The sequence below is a fragment of the Marinobacter sp. JSM 1782161 genome (genome assembly GCF_011421605.1).
Classification (GTDB): Bacteria; Pseudomonadota; Gammaproteobacteria; order Pseudomonadales; family Oleiphilaceae; genus Marinobacter_A; species Marinobacter_A bohaiensis.
The window spans coordinates 2,393,493-2,408,555 of sequence record NZ_WSSA01000002.1; the positions used below are offsets into that span (position 1 = coordinate 2,393,493).

A 15,063-nucleotide genomic window follows, 5' to 3' on the forward strand; every position below is an offset into this window, starting at 1 on the left:
CAGGGAAAAGGCGGCCGCCCGGGCCGCCCTTTTTTACCCTAGCAAAATCCCGCCACGGGCTCGACGCGTCAGCGCCGCCGTCCGTCGGGCGCCATGATCAACGGGCGTCGAATTCCCCGTCCAGGAAACGGCTGCAGAGATTGGCGAACAGGTCGGGCTTCTCCGCGTGCAGCCAGTGGCCGGTGCCGGGAATGATGCGCAGGCTGGCCTGCGGGAACAGGCGCGCCACGATGTCCTGGTGCTGGGTCTGGATATAGCCCGAATCGCCGCCCTTGATGAACAGGGTGGGTCCCTCGAAAGGCCCTTCGGCGGAGGGGCCGGCGGCGATCTGGTCGTAGTGGCGTTCGATCACGTCCAGATTGAGGCGCCAGGTGAAGCCACCGTCAGCATCGCGCACCAGGTTCTTCAGCAGGAACTGGCGGACCGGCGCCTCGGGCACAGCCTCGGCCAGGGCCTTGTCGGCGGCACCGCGGGAGGCGATGGTGGTCAGGTCGAGCCCGCTCAGACCGTCGATAATGGCATCGTGGTGCGGCGGGTAGTCCACCGGCGCGATGTCGGCGACGATCAGCCGGTCGATCCGGTTGGGATGGGCCAGCGCCAGTTCCATCGCGGTCTTGCCGCCCATGGAGTGGCCCAGGACCGAGGCGCTCGCCAGGCCGGCGCTGTCCATGTAGCGTTTGACGTCGTCGGCCATGGCCGGGTAGCCCATGGCGTCGGTGTGCGGCGAGCGTCCGTGATTGCGCAAATCCAGCGCGTGGATCTGCCAGCGGTCGGACAGGCGCTGGGTAATGCCGCCCAGGTTTTCCAGGGAGCCGAACAGGCCGTGCAGTACGATCAGGGGGTCGCCCTCACCCACCACACGGTGGTGCAAATCCAGGCTCACGAATGTCTCCTTATAGCCAGGCGCGGAGTTCTCCCAGCGCCGTCGAATTGAGGAGGTAGGATACCTCATGTTGCATCGCCAGTTGCTGGACGTCGCCGGCCAGGGCATCCAGGTTGTCCACCTGGGGGCTCAGCGCCGAGTAGTCCGACACATAGCCCCACATGTGCTGCAAGGCGTTGCGGATGCCGCCTTCCGGCGGCGCAATACGGGCCGCATTGACCAGTGCCAGCCAGAGCCGCTCCATGGGCGCGCTGCGCGCCGCCACCTGGCGTCCGAAGCTGTGATAGGCCTGGCGATTACGCGCCAGCAGGCTGTACTTGTAGCTGGCCCAGAGCTCGTGGTCGTTGCGCGGCAGCCGGATGCGTCCCTTGCGCCCGAGTTCGCCACGGGTCTGGATAAACAGGATTTCCTCGGCCAGCGCCGGCGCCTGCAACGGCGGCCAGATAATCGCCTCACCGGAGACCTTGACCACGCCGGGCACCGCCTGCCCGCGCAGGCTCATTTCCACCATCAACTGGTTGAGGCGCAGGGCCAGGGCATCCTCGTGCCCGCGCCACTCCTCCGGTACGCGCTCGTCGGCACCGCGCCCCCGACTGTCCCCCACCAGTCCAACCAGCAGGCGGGTCTGTTCCGACAGCAGGTCATCGTCCAGAAAACCGGGATCGAGGTTCAATACGCGATTGGCGATAGACAAGAGGAGCAGCTCCCTGAAGGTTGGGTAACAAGAAAAAAAGAGACGCCGCCGCAGGCCGGCGGCGCCTATTACTTACACCAAGTGGGGCGTCAAAAACAATCTGAAGGGAAAAATCAATGCGAGACAGCTCGCGGCGCGAACCTACCAGCAGTCGTCGGAATCGGCACCCCGCACGCTGGCCTGGGTCAGTGTGAGCGTACCGCACTCATCGTCCGCCTGACCGGCCTTGGGCGTAGCCGACAGGGTATAGGCGCGCTGGCTCAGGGAGTCGTCCACGAACGCGAAGTCGTAGAAGCTGTCGAGGCCGCTTTCGGTGGTGCAGCCCAGACCGGGCAAGGTGTTGGCCGTGCCGTCACCGGCCTGGTCGTAGCGCATCTGGGTGGAGCGGAAGCGCTCCATGTACTGGCTGAACTCAACCAGGCAGGACTCGGCCTGGGTACGCCGGGATTTCTGCACGTACTGCTGGTAGTTGGGCCAGGCGATCGCCGACAGAATGCCGATGATGGCCACGGCAATCAGCAGCGACATCAGGGTAAAGCCGGCCTGTTTCTGCATCACTCTCATTCTTCAATCACCTCGCCCCAGGAAATACGTTCGGTGCCGGCGTCACCCGAGGAGGACGGGGCCACACCGATGCTGTTGTCGGACGTGGATTCGTCCTGCCACTTCATGGTGTCGTCAATGAAGGTCGGCGTGCTGGGCGTGCTGCCGGTGGACAGTCCCGACACCACCAGCCCGTTGACCAGATCGTTCTCATCGATCACGCCGTCGCCGTTGATGTCGTAGTAGGACTCGGTCAGCGAGGCGCCGGTGTAGGGATCGACCGACATGACAAAACCGTCCCCGGCCGGGTTGCAGCTGTCCGCTTCGGGAATCAGCGTGGTGCCGATCAGCACGCCGCTCTGTACGGTGTTCGCCAACACCATACGCTCGCCTTCGGCAACGCCATTGACCGCGAGATCCATGTACCAGCCGCGCTGGCCGTCCATGTCGCCGTCGCTGGCTTCGGACACGCTGCGCACGGTGTACGAGTCGGTGGTGGTTTCGGTGTCGATGGTGCGCTCGGTCAGCTCGTCGCGGGAGCCGATGGCGCCGTCTTCCGGCATCAGGCCATACCAGCTCTGGATCTTGCCGTTCTCGGTGCTGGTGATGTCCTCGCTGGACAGGTACTTGCCGGTACCAAAGAACAGCCAGAGTTCTTCATCGTCGCTGTAGGCGCCCGTCATGTCGGCGGTGATGGGCTGGGCGTTGCCGCTGTCGTCGACGGCGCTGAAAATCAGCTCCGGGGCGGCACTGGTGTCGGTCAGGTCGAACTGCCAGACGTTGCCCAGGTAGTCGCCGGCGTAGGCCACGTCGGACAGGGAATCGGCGGTGTCGTCGCTGTCCCACACCAGCGGGCCGGCCAGGCCGTTGGGGGCGGTGTCGCTGCCCTCGCCGGTGTCGATGGCGGTCACCGTGCCGTCGGCGACGGCGAACAGCAGCAGTTGGGCGGTGGCGTCGGTGCTGTTGTAGCCGTTGCCGGCGACGATCACCCAGTCGCCGTCCTGCAGCTTGGCGATGACCGGCGCGCCGATGGCGTTGCCCAGGGCCGCGCTGTCGTCGACTTCCCAGAGGACGTCGTCGGCACTGAAGTTGTCGGGATCGGTGACGTCGAGCGCGAACAGCGACTGGCCGCCACGCCCGGTGGAACCGACCAGCACCGTGTGCCAGGCATCGTCGAAATACACGTCCGCCGACACCAGCGTGCCATCCATGAAGTACTGATGGTCGTAATCGGTATCCGCCAGGCTGCTGACGCCCTTGAGGGCCGCGCTGCGAGGCATGTAGGCGAAGAGTTCCTCGCCGCTGTCGGCGTCGAAGGCGTGCACCAGACCATCGTTGGCGCCGATGTACACCACCGGCGTGCGGTCGGCGTAGGTCTGGGCGAAGCTGACGTGGGTATCCGCCTCGTCCCAGCCGGTGTCCTCATACTTGTCTTCGTCCGGCGGTCCCACATACAGCGGGGAGGAATGGACGATGTCGCCGATCACGGTATTGGAGCGGGTGCGATAGCTGCCGCCGTTGACCACTTCATTGCTGGCATCGCCACGCAGGTAGGCCAGGGTGTCCTCATCGCCCAGGGCCGCCTGCAGGTCGCTGTCCAGGCTGTCCCAGACTAGCTCGGCACCGGCCAGGCCGTCACCGCTGTCGATGGTGGTGAACAGCTGCCGGTCGGCGGCGTCCGGCACGGTGGCGGACCAGGCCCTGGTGTCGGTGTTGCCGTCGTCGTCCAGGGTCCAGGCGCTCAGGTAACCGCTCCAGTCGCCGGACTTGTAGCTGGCCTTGTAGATGCGGGTGTCCTCGGTCAGCGTCGAGCTGTTTTCGGACAGCGCCGTGCCCGAGCCGGTGTGGGACTGGATGTCCGCCAGCGCCGATTTCAGCCCCTCGGCAAACTCCGTCGGGCTCTGCGCCGAATAGAAGCCGCCACGACTGTTCACGCCCGCGTGCAGCAGGTCATCGATCTTGCCGGCGTTGGAGCTGGTGGATGTCCAGTCGATGTCGGCACCCGTGTCGATGGCGTCGAACGCCTCCTCGGAGTCGACGTTGCCCTCCACGCCCAGACCAATGCCCAGCGTCACCATATGCTGCCAGAAGGCGGGATCGTCATCGGAGGTGGGCACGTCGTTGGCCAGGGACGTCATCAGGTCGTACTTCCAGTAGTACATGGCGATGTCCGCCAGGTTGTCGCTGGCGCTGAACCGGAACGGCGAGACCGCTTCGTAGGTGTAGCTGTCACCGTCGTCGCTGGTGATGGTGGGGCCGCCGTTGTTGTCGTTCTCGCTGGTCGCGGCCGAGTTGGTCGCGGTGTCGCCGTTCCAGTAGCCATCGGTGGTCAGGATGGTGAAGTTCTGGCGACAGGACAGGATCTCGCTGGACGTATCGCCGGGATCGTCAAAGTAGGGCTCGCTGGTGGTGAAATATTCCCCGGCGGCCCCCAGGGCCCGACGCAGCGGCGTGCCGTAGCTGTAGCCGGAGGTCTGGGCGAACAGCCAGTCGTAGAAGTCGGCCTTGCTGGCGGAGAAAGCCTCCACACCGCTGCTGATGGTGTCGTCGTCATTGATGCGGCCATAGCCCAGACGGTAATCGTCTTCCATGTTCTGGAAAGCGATGCTGATCCCCGCCTTGGCGGTCATCAGGCGGCTGCGGTAGTAGGTGTACCAGTTGGCGACGTTCTGCATCTCGTCTTCGTCGTCGGTATCCACGAAAACCTGGTCGTAGCAGTCGTCATCCGAGTGATAGCCATTACAACCGCTGTTGCTCGAATCCCACACGTAATAGGAAAACGGATAGGTGGTCGTCGTACAGGAGCTGCTACTGCCCCCCCGGCCGCCTCCGCGACCGCCGCCCCAGCCGCCACCAGACGACTCACACTCGGACTCGGACGTCCATTCGCTCAGATCCACGGTGGAGTCATCCGCGTCGGTAGAGGTGGAGGCACTGCCGCCGGAATCCTCATAGGCGTAATAGCCGTCGATCAGGGCCGCGTTGAAGTCCGCATCCCCCAGGCTGTTACCGTCTGCGTCCACCGGCGCAGTGTAAGTCGAGTCCGGATTGTAATAGAGCACGTTGTAATCCGGTGACTGGCAGCCCGCCGAGACGTTGGAATTAAGCAGCCCGGTACCGGGATTGATCACCTTGGAACCATCGCTGTAGGCGGAACTGCAACTGGTGTCCTCGGGCATGGCGTCCTCAAGCATGGAGCCGGAATCGTCCAGGATAAAAACGATGTTCGGCGCCAGCGGATCGGTCACCAGCACCGGTTGGTCGTCAATGGTGATATCGGCGCGGGCGCTGACGGCCAGCACGGCCAGCGCCATACCCACGCCATAGCGCAGTTTGTGCAGGATCGCTGCTGTGTTCACGGTGGACTCCCTACGGGTGGTGTCTCGGTTCTGCCTAGAGCGTGCGTTTGACGTAGGCCTGGAGCACCACATAGGCACGCCCCTCGGTCTCGTCGCTGTCCGGGTCGGCGCTGCGCGCGGTAATCCGGTAGACGTATGCGGTGCTGCTGTCGCTGGTGGAGCTGCCGTACTGGTTGCTGGTGGCGTTGCGCGAGGCGCTCTCACTGGACGTGTCGTCGGCGACGGTCGCCACCCGGTCGATGACGTACTGGGGCGTCAGCGCCAGATCGCTGACCGCATCGCTGTCGTCGACGCTGACCCAGCCCGGCGAATCGCTGGCGCGGCCATCGTCGGCGTCGCCCAGCTCGTTGGCGGGGATCGCTTCGCAGAAGTTGTCCTCACAGTCGTAGACGCTGCCGCTGTCGCCGGCACCGTCGTAGTCGAAGTCCGCCACCACCGCCTGACCGGCGCGCAACGCGGATTCGGCGGCCTGGAAAGCCAGATCCCGGTCGTAGAAGTTGCCGGACATCTGCTCTTCGTTCTTGGTCATCTGGGCACCGGCCAGACCGATGATCAGGATGACCGCCAGCAGGATCAGGGCGATCAGCAGGGCCGCGCCGTTCTGTCGCGACGGCGGCGTATGGGGTCGGCGTGTCATGGCAATCGGTTCCTGAGTGTGACCACGTGGGTATAATTGCGGGTGATGTCGTCGGCGCCGTTCGTGCCAACACCGGCGTCTGAGCGCGCCAGGGTCAATCCCAGTTTGACCGCCACGACATCGCCCCAGTCGCCCACCTCCGCGGCATCCTCGTAGTCGGTATCGCCGTCCTCCAGATACTGGATGCCGAGTGCACTGACCGAATCCACCACCTCCCGGGTCACTTCGCTGCCGTTCTCCAGCGCCACGCGGTAGAGGGAACGGCCTTCCGGCGTCGAGCAGTCGTCGTCGCGGCCGTTGCAGCCCAGGTACCAGGCGGTGGAATCGAAGCGGGCGAGCAGGCTGTTCTCGTCGTAGCTCTTGGTGGTGCCGCTCCCGCCGCAGGCCACGGACACGCCCAGGCCCTGGGTGCAGTTGCCCGGCGTCAGGCCGCTGGAGGCCAGATGCTGAACCGTCGTGCCGGTACTGGCCGGCCCCGACATCTGGAAAATGCTGGCCTGGTCGAAATCGCACACCAGCAGGATGTCGCCCTGCTCGAACGGGTGATCGCTGCTGTTGAGGGTCAGGGTCGCCGCATCGGTGTCGTGGGACACCACGCTCAGCGGGTGGCTGCCGGTGGCGGTGATCCAGATGGCATCGGAGCCGGACAGGCGTTGCGCCTCGCTGTCACCAAACCCGGCACCGTCGAAATCATCCTCGCCGTCGAATCCTTCCAGCCCGTCGCCGAAACGGGCCCACCAGTCGTTGCTGGTGCCGCTTTCGGTGTTGTCGGCGCTGTTGTTGAGCACGTTGGCGATATCGATGTCGGTGCCGCAGGGGATTTCCCCCGCCCGGCGGATATCCCGCGACATCAGCTCGAAGGCGAAACGGGCGTTTTCCTGGATGCGCCCCATGGCGCGATTGGATTCGTAGACCTGGGAATTCATCAGAAAAGCCCCGGTGACCGTGCCAATGATGATCAGGCCAATCACCAGGCTGATCATCAGCTCGATGAGGGAAAAGCCGCCCTGGCTCGCCGCACGGTGGGAACGCGAATGGTTCATCTCAGATCGCCCCCACCAGCGACACCGTGGTCGCGTCGTCCGTTTCTTCGAGGCTGGAGACGTCCTCCCAGCGCACTTGCACCGTACAGCGGCCATCGTCGTCGCACGCAATACCGCCGCAGGCACCTTCCCCCAGCAGATCGTCGATTTCATCGACCCAGTTGGCCAGGTCGGTCTTGGCCAGACCGGACACGCCGCCGGGCACCGAACAGGTTTCGCCACTGGCCGCCAGCGTCATGTCGTACCCGGCATCCACCGCCACATCACGGTTGGCGCGCAGGCGGTCGAGAATGGAATAGGACAGCATCACCGCCGAACTACGCAGCATCGCGGTCTGGTTGCTGCGCAGAGTTTCCAGATTGAGCTTGGCCACGCCCAGCAGGCCGATGGCCACGATCAGCATGGCAACCAGCACCTCGATCAGACTGCTGCCACGGCTCCTGCGCATCGTCTTCATCCGCAGCCTCCTTCATCGATATGGGCCTGCCCCACCAGGGTGTAGGTGACGCAGCGCTGGTAATCGCCGGAGGTCACTTCGAAGGTGCCGGTGGTCGAGGCTTCACCGGTGGCGGAGAATGTCAGGTTGGCGGCACTGGCGGTGATGCTCAGGTCGTTGCCCGGTGCGGACCAGACTTCCGACGCGCTGGTGATGGCGCCGTTGCCGGCCCCCACGATCCAGCCACCGCTCCAGTCGGCGGACGCCGCCGCACAGCCGCTCCCGGCCGCATCGACCGGGCACAGGGTGGTTCGGGTACGGCCTTTCATGGCCTGGTCCCGGGCCAGCGCCAGGGCATTGACCAGCCCCAACGTAGCGGTCCGGCCACGGCTGTTCTCGAAAAACGCGCTGAAGGCGGGCACCGCGACCGAGGCGAGGATGGCAAACACCGCCATGGCCACCAGCAATTCGATCAGGGTGAATCCGCGCTCGTGCGTGGTGTACCCGGGGTTCCGGTTCATGTCGATCAATCTCGCTCTGCTCGCCTGCGGGTTCACAGCCGTTGCGTCTGTGGACACGGCAAACACGTCCCGCTTCAGGAATAGGGATCAGGTCGTGAAATCAGTGGCTGTGCCATGAGGGGATCAGGAAGCGGGAGACAGCTCTGAAAGGGGCAGAGAGCGGCCGAACGACAACAACAAGACCAGACTTCGGTCCGACGGCAACCCGCCCTGACCCTGACTCATAACAATTCGGTACCGGATCGATGGTGCCACCGGCCTGCGTTAAGTTGTCTTCGGATAATGAAAAGTTTCTGTAAAGAAGCGCAGGCGCAAGGCCGGACTGTGATGCAGATCACGGGGCGTCATGCCGGGCGAATCGGGCGACTGACCGGGTCGGGCGTTATATTGGCAGATGTGGGGAAAGTCAGCGGGCAAAAAAATGGCCGCCTTGCGGCGGCCCATGTGCGAAGGGATCAGCAATAAAAGATGCTATTGAGATAGTCCTTGAGCGCCTCGCAGTTGCGACGCTCCAGCTCCGTATGAGGTACAAAGATTTCCAGATCCATCTCAATCACCTCCAGACCATGTCGGTCAACCCATGAATTCAATAACAGAGTAGCTCGCAACGCGTGGGTCGGCGTTGACACTCCGTCCCAACTGTTTGACATTTGGTAACACCATAACGACAAGATGCGATCCCGGAGTCATGCCCCACACCGCCCGGACGAAGCCCGACACCCCCCGCCAGGAACCCCGAGTCGCGGCTTCCACGGCGCTCGGTCTGGTGCACTACCTGAACACCCACGAGGCGCTGGATCAGCCCGCCGTGGAAACCCTGCTGGGCCTGTCGCTGACGGAGCTGGCCAGCCCCGACCTGCGGTTGCCCGCCTGCACCCACTACGCACTCTGGACACTGGCCGAGCAGGCGACCGGCGACCCGGCCATCGGTCTGCACATGGGAGAGATCGTCGACCCGGATCGGATGGGGCTGCTGGGCCATGTGTTCTTCAATTGCGACACCCTGGGCGATGCCATTACCCAGTACGTGCGCCTGCACCAGCTGATCAACGAAACCGTGCACCTGAGCTTCACCTGCCGCGACGAATTGGCAATCCTCACCTGGCAGGCGCAAGACCCGGCCCATTACTGTCGCCAGGACATGGACCGGACCCTGTCCGCCACCGTCAACCGCGCACGCTACTTCATCCACCCGCAACTGGACATCGCCTGGGTGCAGGTGGCCCATGAGGCTCCCGGCTACGACGACGAGTATCGGCGCATCCTCGACTGCCCGGTGCATTTCGGCGCGCCCGCCATGGCCCTGGCGTTCAGCGACCGCTACCTGACCCGGCCCATCCCCCACCGCAATCCCTACGTGCACTCGGCCATGCTCAAGCAGGTCAACACCCTGCTCGCACGCCTGCAGACACGGCGCCGTTTCAGCCGCAAGGTGCGGCGCCTGATCTCGAAGCAGATGGCCAGCGAGCGCATCGACGCCGACAGCCTGGCGAACCAGCTCCACATGAGCCGCCAGACCCTGTATCGTCGGCTCAAGAAGGAAGGCATGAGCTTCCAGGAACTGGTCGAGCACGTACGCAAGGACAAGGCACTGCGCTACGTGGCGTCGGACCGTTACGCCCTCGGCGAGATCGCCTTTCTTCTGGGCTTTTCCGAATTGAGCGCCTTCAGCCGCGCCTTCAAGCGTTGGACCGGGGAATCCCCCGCCCAGTACCGGGCCCGCCACCTCTAGTATCCCGTCAGGTTAATGCGCTAATTGACTGCGCGTCGCTGGAGGTTCTGGACAAGGCGCCCGTTCGCCGGCATGGTGGTTCCATATCACGAACCTTCAGCCACTCGCCCTTCGGGAGCCCCTGAGAGACCGCACGGCTGCGTTGCAGTGACTTGACTGGAGCCACCAAACCGGCATCCCCACGCCTTGCTGTCCGATCTCTCAGGGGCTCAGTCGATTAGCGAATTAACCAGACGGGACACCAGGGAGTTGTCTTAGCGAATGTGGGATCTGTCGTTTCTCCCCTTCCTGCTGCTGGGCGTCTATAGCCTGGCGCTGTTCTGCGTGTTCCGCATCCTGCTCAATTACCGCACCGCCCAGGGCGCCATCGCCTGGATCGTGGCGCTGATGGCGTTTCCCTACATCACCCTGCCGCTGTTTGTGCTGTTCGGCCGCAACCGGTTCGCCGGCTATGTCCGCGCCCGGCGCTCGGGCGACGAAGCCCTCAACCAGCTGCTGTCAGTGTTCGAGAACGAAGAGCGGCTGACCCGCATTCCCGACGCCAAGGATCCCAGCCCGGAACTGCGCGTGCTGACCAAACTGGTGAACCAGCCGTTCAGCCGGGGCAACGCCTGCACCCTGCTGCGCGACGGCAAGGCCACCTTCGAGGCCCTGTTCGAAGCCATGGAAAACGCCCGCGACTACATCCTGCTGGAGTTCTACATCGTGCGCTCCGACAAGGTGGGCCAGCGCATCAAGGCGATCCTCAAGCGCAAGCTGGCGGAAGGGGTGCGGGTGTATTTCATCTACGACGATATCGGCAGCGTCTGGCTGCCGCGCAATTACCTCAAGGAACTGACCACCGCCGGAGCGCGGGTGGCGGCCTTTGGCGACGGCAACGTGCGGCGGCGGCGCTTCCAGATCAACTTCCGCAACCACCGCAAACTGCTGATCTGCGACGGCCGCGTCGGCTTCGTCGGCGGCATCAACCTGGGGGACGAGTACCTGGGCACGCTGACCAACCATCTGGGCTGGCGCGATACCCATTGCGGCATCACCGGACCGGCCGTGCTGGGCCTGCAACTGGCTTTCGTCGAGGACTGGTACTGGGCCGCCAACGACCTGCCGCGACTGAACTGGACACCGCAGGTGGACCCGCACTCGGACCAGGAAGTGCTGGTCTTCCCCACCGGCCCGGCGGACCGCTTCGACACCGGCACCCTGTTCTTCCTCAACTGCATCAACAACGCCCACGAGCGGATCTGGATCACCTCGCCCTACTTCGTGCCCGACATCCAGGTGGTCAACGCCCTGCTGCTGGCCGCCCTGCGCGGAGTCGACGTGCGCATCCTGATCCCGGAAAACCCGGACCACATGCTGGTGCGGCTGGCCGCTTATTCCTATCTGGTCCAGTCCACCAAGGCGGGCATCGGCATCTACCGCTACCAGCCGGGATTCATGCACCAGAAAGTGGTACTGGTGGATCACCGTTACGCCGCCGTCGGCACGGCCAACCTCGACAACCGGTCCATGCGCCTCAATTTCGAGGTGGGCGCGCTGGTGACGGACCAGGCCTTCGTGGACGATGTGGAAGCCATGCTGGAAGACGATCTGGCCCAGTGCCGGCCCATGACCGCTGACGACTACAGCCAACGCTCACTTCCCTTCCGTCTGGCCTGCCGGGCGGCTCGCCTGCTGGCGCCCGTGCTGTGAGGCACGTCCCGGGGCCGCTTGCTCGCCGCCCGGGGTGACTTGCAGTTCTGCAACAGTGTGAGAGCATATCGGACGGCAACCCGCCGCCACCTCACCCATAACCGAACGCCAAAGACCGTGGATCGCCGATGAAGCCGTTCAAGCCCCGCGAAACCCTGACCGAGCAGGTCGCGCGACACATCGAGGACCTGATCGCCTTCGGTCAGCTGCATTCCGGGGAACGCATCTACGAAGGGGCCATGGCCCGACAGCTGGACGTCAGTCACGGCTCGGTGCGCGAGGGGCTGCTGTTGCTGGAAAAGCGCCACCTGGTGCGCAACGTACCGCGCAAGGGCGCTTTCGTTACCGAGCTGGACACCTACTTCGTGCGCAGCCTGTACGAGGTGCTGGAACTGTACCTGTGCCACACGGGGCGCAAGCTGGTGCGCCAGTGGCAAACGGAGGACATGGAGAAACTGGAGTCCCTGTATGAGCGCATGCTGGAATGCTCGCGCCGGCAAGACATGCTCGCGTTCCTGGACCTGGGCATCGAATACACCCAGGCCTCACTGGTCTACGCCGACAACTACTTCATCCTGCAGGCCATCCAGGACCTGTGGCCGTCGGCACGGCGCTGTGCCTTCCTCGCCTTCCGGCACGCCAGCCACCAGGTCATCCACGACAACCTGGCCCACATGCGCGATTCCATCGACGCCATCCTGGCCCGGGACGAAGCGCGGCTGGACGATATTCTGCGCCAGTATGCCCGCCAGCAGTGCCAGCAGGTCCTGGCCTGCCTCGATGAGCAGCAGGCGTCCGACCATGCGGCCGGATGAACCTAACAGGTCCGGCGCATTCCTCCTTGCCGGCCTGCTGCTGTTACTGGGCGGCTGCGCGTCCTCACCGCAGACCGACGTGCCGACACCGCTGCCTCCGGCCCAGCCCGACGAGTCCGGTGCCGAACCGGCGCCCGACGCCGCGGACCGCGAACCGGCTCCCGACCGGAGTGCCCCGGCGCCGCGCCTGTGCGCCTGGAGCAAGACCCGGGGCGTGGCCAAACTGCTGGCACAGGAACAGGACCGGGGCACCTGGCAGTTCTTTCCCGGTGACGACGTCGTGTTTCACGAGGTCCCCGGTGACGCCGGCCAGGGCGCCGAATTCCGCGCCATCCTGGAGCGGCCGCTGAACGGCCCATGTGACCAGGAGCGCCTGATCCTGGTGGCGCCGCTGCTGCCAGCGGCCCAGTGAAACCGGCCCTCTATCCAGAGGTCAGTAGTTGATAAACAGGCTTTCCAGGGAGTAGCCGACGGTCAGGAACAGGGTCCAGTGTTCGTCGTCGGCCCAGGCGGACGACACCTGCACCGGCCCCAGAAAGGTGTTGATGCCGGCGAACACGCCGTAGGAGTGGATCACGTCGGTCCATTTTGCGTTGCCAATGTCCTGCCAGCCGTTGCCCCCCTCGTAACTGACACCGGCGAAGAAGGGCACGATGGGGCCGCCGAACCGTCGATAGGTGTAGAGAGACAGCAGGGCGGCGTCCTGGCCGGTGACCTCACCGCGGGCATAGGCCGACAGCCGGTGGAAACCGCCCAGGGACACGTAGTCCTCCACCCCGGCCTCGCCCTTGGTCACCGAACTGGCGAAGGCCTGGCCAACCACCACCTGACGCCCCCACTCCGCCGCCTTGGCCGCCAGCAGGGTGGCGCGATCGTAGTTTCGGTCCGAACCCAGTCCGGGTCGTTCGAATCGGCCCTCCAGGCCGAAGAAGGCGCCGCTGCTGGGCAGGAAGGGATCGTTGAGGGAGTCGTAGGTGCCCTGAAGCGTCCAGGCGCCCTTGTCGATGCGGCTCTCGGAGAGATTGGAATCCCCCAGCACGTCGTCCACCGAGGCGGTACCGCGGCGGTAGCCCGCACGGATCTCCCCCTCGGCGCCCAGCTCCAGGCCCAGACTGACATCGAAGCCCTGTTCCTCGACCTCGACTTCGCCGACGCGGTCACCCGACTCGTTGAACACCGAGTAGCTGTCCCGTTCGTAATCGACACCGGCCAGGGCAAAGCGACGATAACCAAAATCCAGCGGCTGGAACCATTCCGTGCGCAGGTACGGCTCGGTGCCCAGCTGCAGGCCGGTGTTCCACTCGGCGCCCAGGGCGTTCAGCTCGGTCATCTGCAGGGTGCCGCCGACGTTGAAGCGGGTGTCACTCTCGAAGTTGTCCTCGTAGCTCAGGCCAAACTTGAGGTAGTTCGGCCCCCAGCTTTTTTCCTTCGCCTCGATCACCAGGATCGCCCCGGCCTCCGGATCGTCCGACGGCACCAGCGAGTAACTCACGGTCTCGTAGTACCCCAGGCCGTAGATGCGCCGCAGGTCATCTTCAAGCCGCTCCACGTCGAGGGGCTCCCCCGGTTGCTGATGGATGCGCGAACGCAGGAACTCGCGGGACAGGCGGGAGTCGTGATCGATGCGCACGTCGGCAATCCGGTCCGGTGCAAAACGGGCACTGGTCCGGTGTTGCTGGTACTCGGCCCAGGCCACGTCGCCCACTCGCAGCCGGTTGAGGCTGACCGCCTTGTTCCGGGTCGCCGTGGCGCCGGACTCGATGATCTGGGTGGCATCGTAGAAATCCGCCGAGGAAAGCCCCTCCAGCCTGGGCCGGATCAGCACGTCCTGCTCGTCCATCCGGGCCAGTTGGTCGTCCACGTTGCGACGGGTCATCAGCGTGGTGAGCTGCCCCACCACGGAGAACGCCCCGGTCAGCTTCTCGCTCTCCTGAAGGGCGTCGCTGATATCCACGGCGATGACCACATCGGCACCCATCGACTGGGCCACACTGACCGGCAGGTTGTTGGCAATGCCGCCGTCCACCAGCAGGCGGCCTTCCCTCTCGGTGGGAGCGTAGACACCGGGAATACTCATGCTGGCGCGGATGGCCTCGGCCAGGGAACCGTTGCGAATGACCACCTGCTCGCCGGTTTCCAGATCCGTGGCGACCGCCCGGAAGCGCAGCGGCAGGTTATCGAAATCACGCGCCAGGGCCGCGTTGCGGGTCAGCTCGTTGAGGATAAAGCCGAGGTTCTGGCCGGCCACCAGACCGCGCCCCAGCACAAAACCATCGCTACTGACGCCGATACCGGGATCCACCGGGTAGCGCCAGTCATCCACCTTGCGGCGCACCGGTTTATAGGCTCGGCCGGGGCTGTCCTGGAAGCTGGAGAGCCAGTCCATCTCGATGAACCGGTCCTCGATCTCGTTGACGTCCATGCCAAGGGCGTAGAGGGCCGCGACCGCCGAGCCGGCGCTGGTGCCGACCACGATATCCACGGGAACGTGCATTTCCTCAAGGGCCCGCAACACCCCCACGTGCGCCATGCCCTTGGCGCCACCACCGCTGAGCACCAGGGCAACCACCGGGCGCTTCTTCCCGGCCGTGTCCTCGGCCTGCGCCAGGGCAGGCGCAGCCATCAGCGACAGCAGTAGCAGGGCGATCAATCTCGGCACGCGACACTCCCTTGCCGGACCCGTGGCGGTCCGGGTGTTTCAGGCGATT

13 protein-coding genes are annotated in these 15,063 nt (G+C 64.8%); 4 read left to right on the forward strand and 9 right to left on the reverse strand.

The window, feature by feature from the left end; genetic code table 11:
* Positions 1 to 97: 97 nt before the first annotated feature.
* The 8 genes from GQB00_RS10750 to GQB00_RS10785 all read right to left on the reverse strand — a co-directional run bounded on the left by GQB00_RS10750 (position 98) and on the right by GQB00_RS10785 (position 8,116).
* Positions 98 to 883, reverse strand: coding sequence for an alpha/beta fold hydrolase (locus tag GQB00_RS10750; RefSeq protein WP_165856211.1), 786 nt, complete (start codon positions 881 to 883; stop codon positions 98 to 100).
* 10 nt (positions 884 to 893) lie between these two features.
* Positions 894 to 1,577 carry a DUF1722 domain-containing protein gene (locus GQB00_RS10755; protein WP_165856212.1) on the reverse strand — a complete coding sequence of 228 codons (684 nt, stop codon included), beginning with the start codon at positions 1,575 to 1,577 and terminating at the stop codon, positions 894 to 896.
* Positions 1,578 to 1,718: 141 nt separating this feature from the next.
* A complete protein-coding gene (locus GQB00_RS10760) occupies positions 1,719 to 2,132 on the reverse strand; it encodes a type IV pilin protein (RefSeq protein ID WP_207950661.1) in 414 nt (137 codons plus the stop codon).
* A gap of 5 nt (positions 2,133 to 2,137) precedes the next feature.
* Entirely contained in the window at positions 2,138 to 5,479 is a 3,342-nt protein-coding gene (locus GQB00_RS22070; RefSeq protein ID WP_165856214.1) for a pilus assembly protein, read from the reverse strand.
* Between the two features lie 34 nt (positions 5,480 to 5,513).
* Positions 5,514 to 6,116 (reverse strand): pilus assembly PilX family protein, encoded by a 603-nt coding sequence (locus GQB00_RS10770; RefSeq protein ID WP_165856215.1) that lies wholly within the window; start codon positions 6,114 to 6,116, stop codon positions 5,514 to 5,516.
* Positions 6,113 to 7,159 (reverse strand): prepilin-type N-terminal cleavage/methylation domain-containing protein, encoded by a 1,047-nt coding sequence (locus GQB00_RS10775; RefSeq protein WP_165856216.1) that lies wholly within the window; start codon positions 7,157 to 7,159, stop codon positions 6,113 to 6,115. The genes GQB00_RS10770 and GQB00_RS10775 overlap by 4 nt, the downstream gene beginning before the upstream one ends.
* A 1-nt stretch (position 7,160) precedes the next feature.
* On the reverse strand, positions 7,161 to 7,616 hold the full coding sequence (pilV, locus tag GQB00_RS10780; protein WP_165856217.1) for a type IV pilus modification protein PilV: 456 nt from the start codon (positions 7,614 to 7,616) through the stop codon (positions 7,161 to 7,163).
* Complete coding sequence (locus tag GQB00_RS10785; RefSeq protein ID WP_165856594.1) at positions 7,613 to 8,116, reverse strand: GspH/FimT family pseudopilin; 504 nt, start codon at positions 8,114 to 8,116, stop codon at positions 7,613 to 7,615. Before GQB00_RS10785 ends, pilV begins: the two co-directional genes overlap by 4 nt.
* A gap of 688 nt (positions 8,117 to 8,804) precedes the next feature.
* Between GQB00_RS10785 and GQB00_RS10790 the strand changes: the two genes are divergently transcribed.
* The 4 genes from GQB00_RS10790 to GQB00_RS10805 all read left to right on the forward strand — a co-directional run bounded on the left by GQB00_RS10790 (position 8,805) and on the right by GQB00_RS10805 (position 12,767).
* Complete coding sequence (locus GQB00_RS10790; RefSeq protein WP_165856218.1) at positions 8,805 to 9,848, forward strand: AraC family transcriptional regulator; 1,044 nt, start codon at positions 8,805 to 8,807, stop codon at positions 9,846 to 9,848.
* A gap of 261 nt (positions 9,849 to 10,109) precedes the next feature.
* Positions 10,110 to 11,540, forward strand: coding sequence for a cardiolipin synthase (cls, locus tag GQB00_RS10795; RefSeq protein ID WP_111493836.1), 1,431 nt, complete (start codon positions 10,110 to 10,112; stop codon positions 11,538 to 11,540).
* 128 nt (positions 11,541 to 11,668) lie between these two features.
* The gene (locus GQB00_RS10800) at positions 11,669 to 12,355 is read left to right on the forward strand and encodes a GntR family transcriptional regulator (protein WP_165856219.1); all 687 of its coding nucleotides are present in this window, start codon (positions 11,669 to 11,671) and stop codon (positions 12,353 to 12,355) included.
* Positions 12,342 to 12,767 carry a hypothetical protein gene (locus GQB00_RS10805; RefSeq protein WP_111493832.1) on the forward strand — a complete coding sequence of 142 codons (426 nt, stop codon included), beginning with the start codon at positions 12,342 to 12,344 and terminating at the stop codon, positions 12,765 to 12,767. The genes GQB00_RS10800 and GQB00_RS10805 overlap by 14 nt, the downstream gene beginning before the upstream one ends.
* A gap of 21 nt (positions 12,768 to 12,788) precedes the next feature.
* On the opposite strand, the gene GQB00_RS10810 is transcribed toward GQB00_RS10805, so the two are convergent.
* Positions 12,789 to 15,014: a patatin-like phospholipase family protein gene (locus GQB00_RS10810; protein WP_323127268.1), complete on the reverse strand. Its 2,226-nt coding sequence runs from the start codon at positions 15,012 to 15,014 to the stop codon at positions 12,789 to 12,791.
* Positions 15,015 to 15,063: the final 49 nt, after the last annotated feature.

Coding starts and splice junctions, on each gene's coding strand:
- GQB00_RS10760 (WP_207950661.1), bottom strand. CDS start 2,132: ATGCAGAAACAGGCCGGCTTTACCCTGATGTCGCTGCTGATTGCCGTG.
- GQB00_RS10770 (WP_165856215.1), bottom strand. CDS start 6,116: ATGACACGCCGACCCCATACGCCGCCGTCGCGACAGAACGGCGCGGCC.
- GQB00_RS10775 (WP_165856216.1), bottom strand. CDS start 7,159: ATGAACCATTCGCGTTCCCACCGTGCGGCGAGCCAGGGCGGCTTTTCC.
- pilV (WP_165856217.1), bottom strand. CDS start 7,616: ATGAAGACGATGCGCAGGAGCCGTGGCAGCAGTCTGATCGAGGTGCTG.
- GQB00_RS10785 (WP_165856594.1), bottom strand. CDS start 8,116: ATGAACCGGAACCCCGGGTACACCACGCACGAGCGCGGATTCACCCTG.
- GQB00_RS10790 (WP_165856218.1), top strand. CDS start 8,805: ATGCCCCACACCGCCCGGACGAAGCCCGACACCCCCCGCCAGGAACCC.
- cls (WP_111493836.1), top strand. CDS start 10,110: ATGTGGGATCTGTCGTTTCTCCCCTTCCTGCTGCTGGGCGTCTATAGC.
- GQB00_RS10800 (WP_165856219.1), top strand. CDS start 11,669: ATGAAGCCGTTCAAGCCCCGCGAAACCCTGACCGAGCAGGTCGCGCGA.
- GQB00_RS10805 (WP_111493832.1), top strand. CDS start 12,342: ATGCGGCCGGATGAACCTAACAGGTCCGGCGCATTCCTCCTTGCCGGC.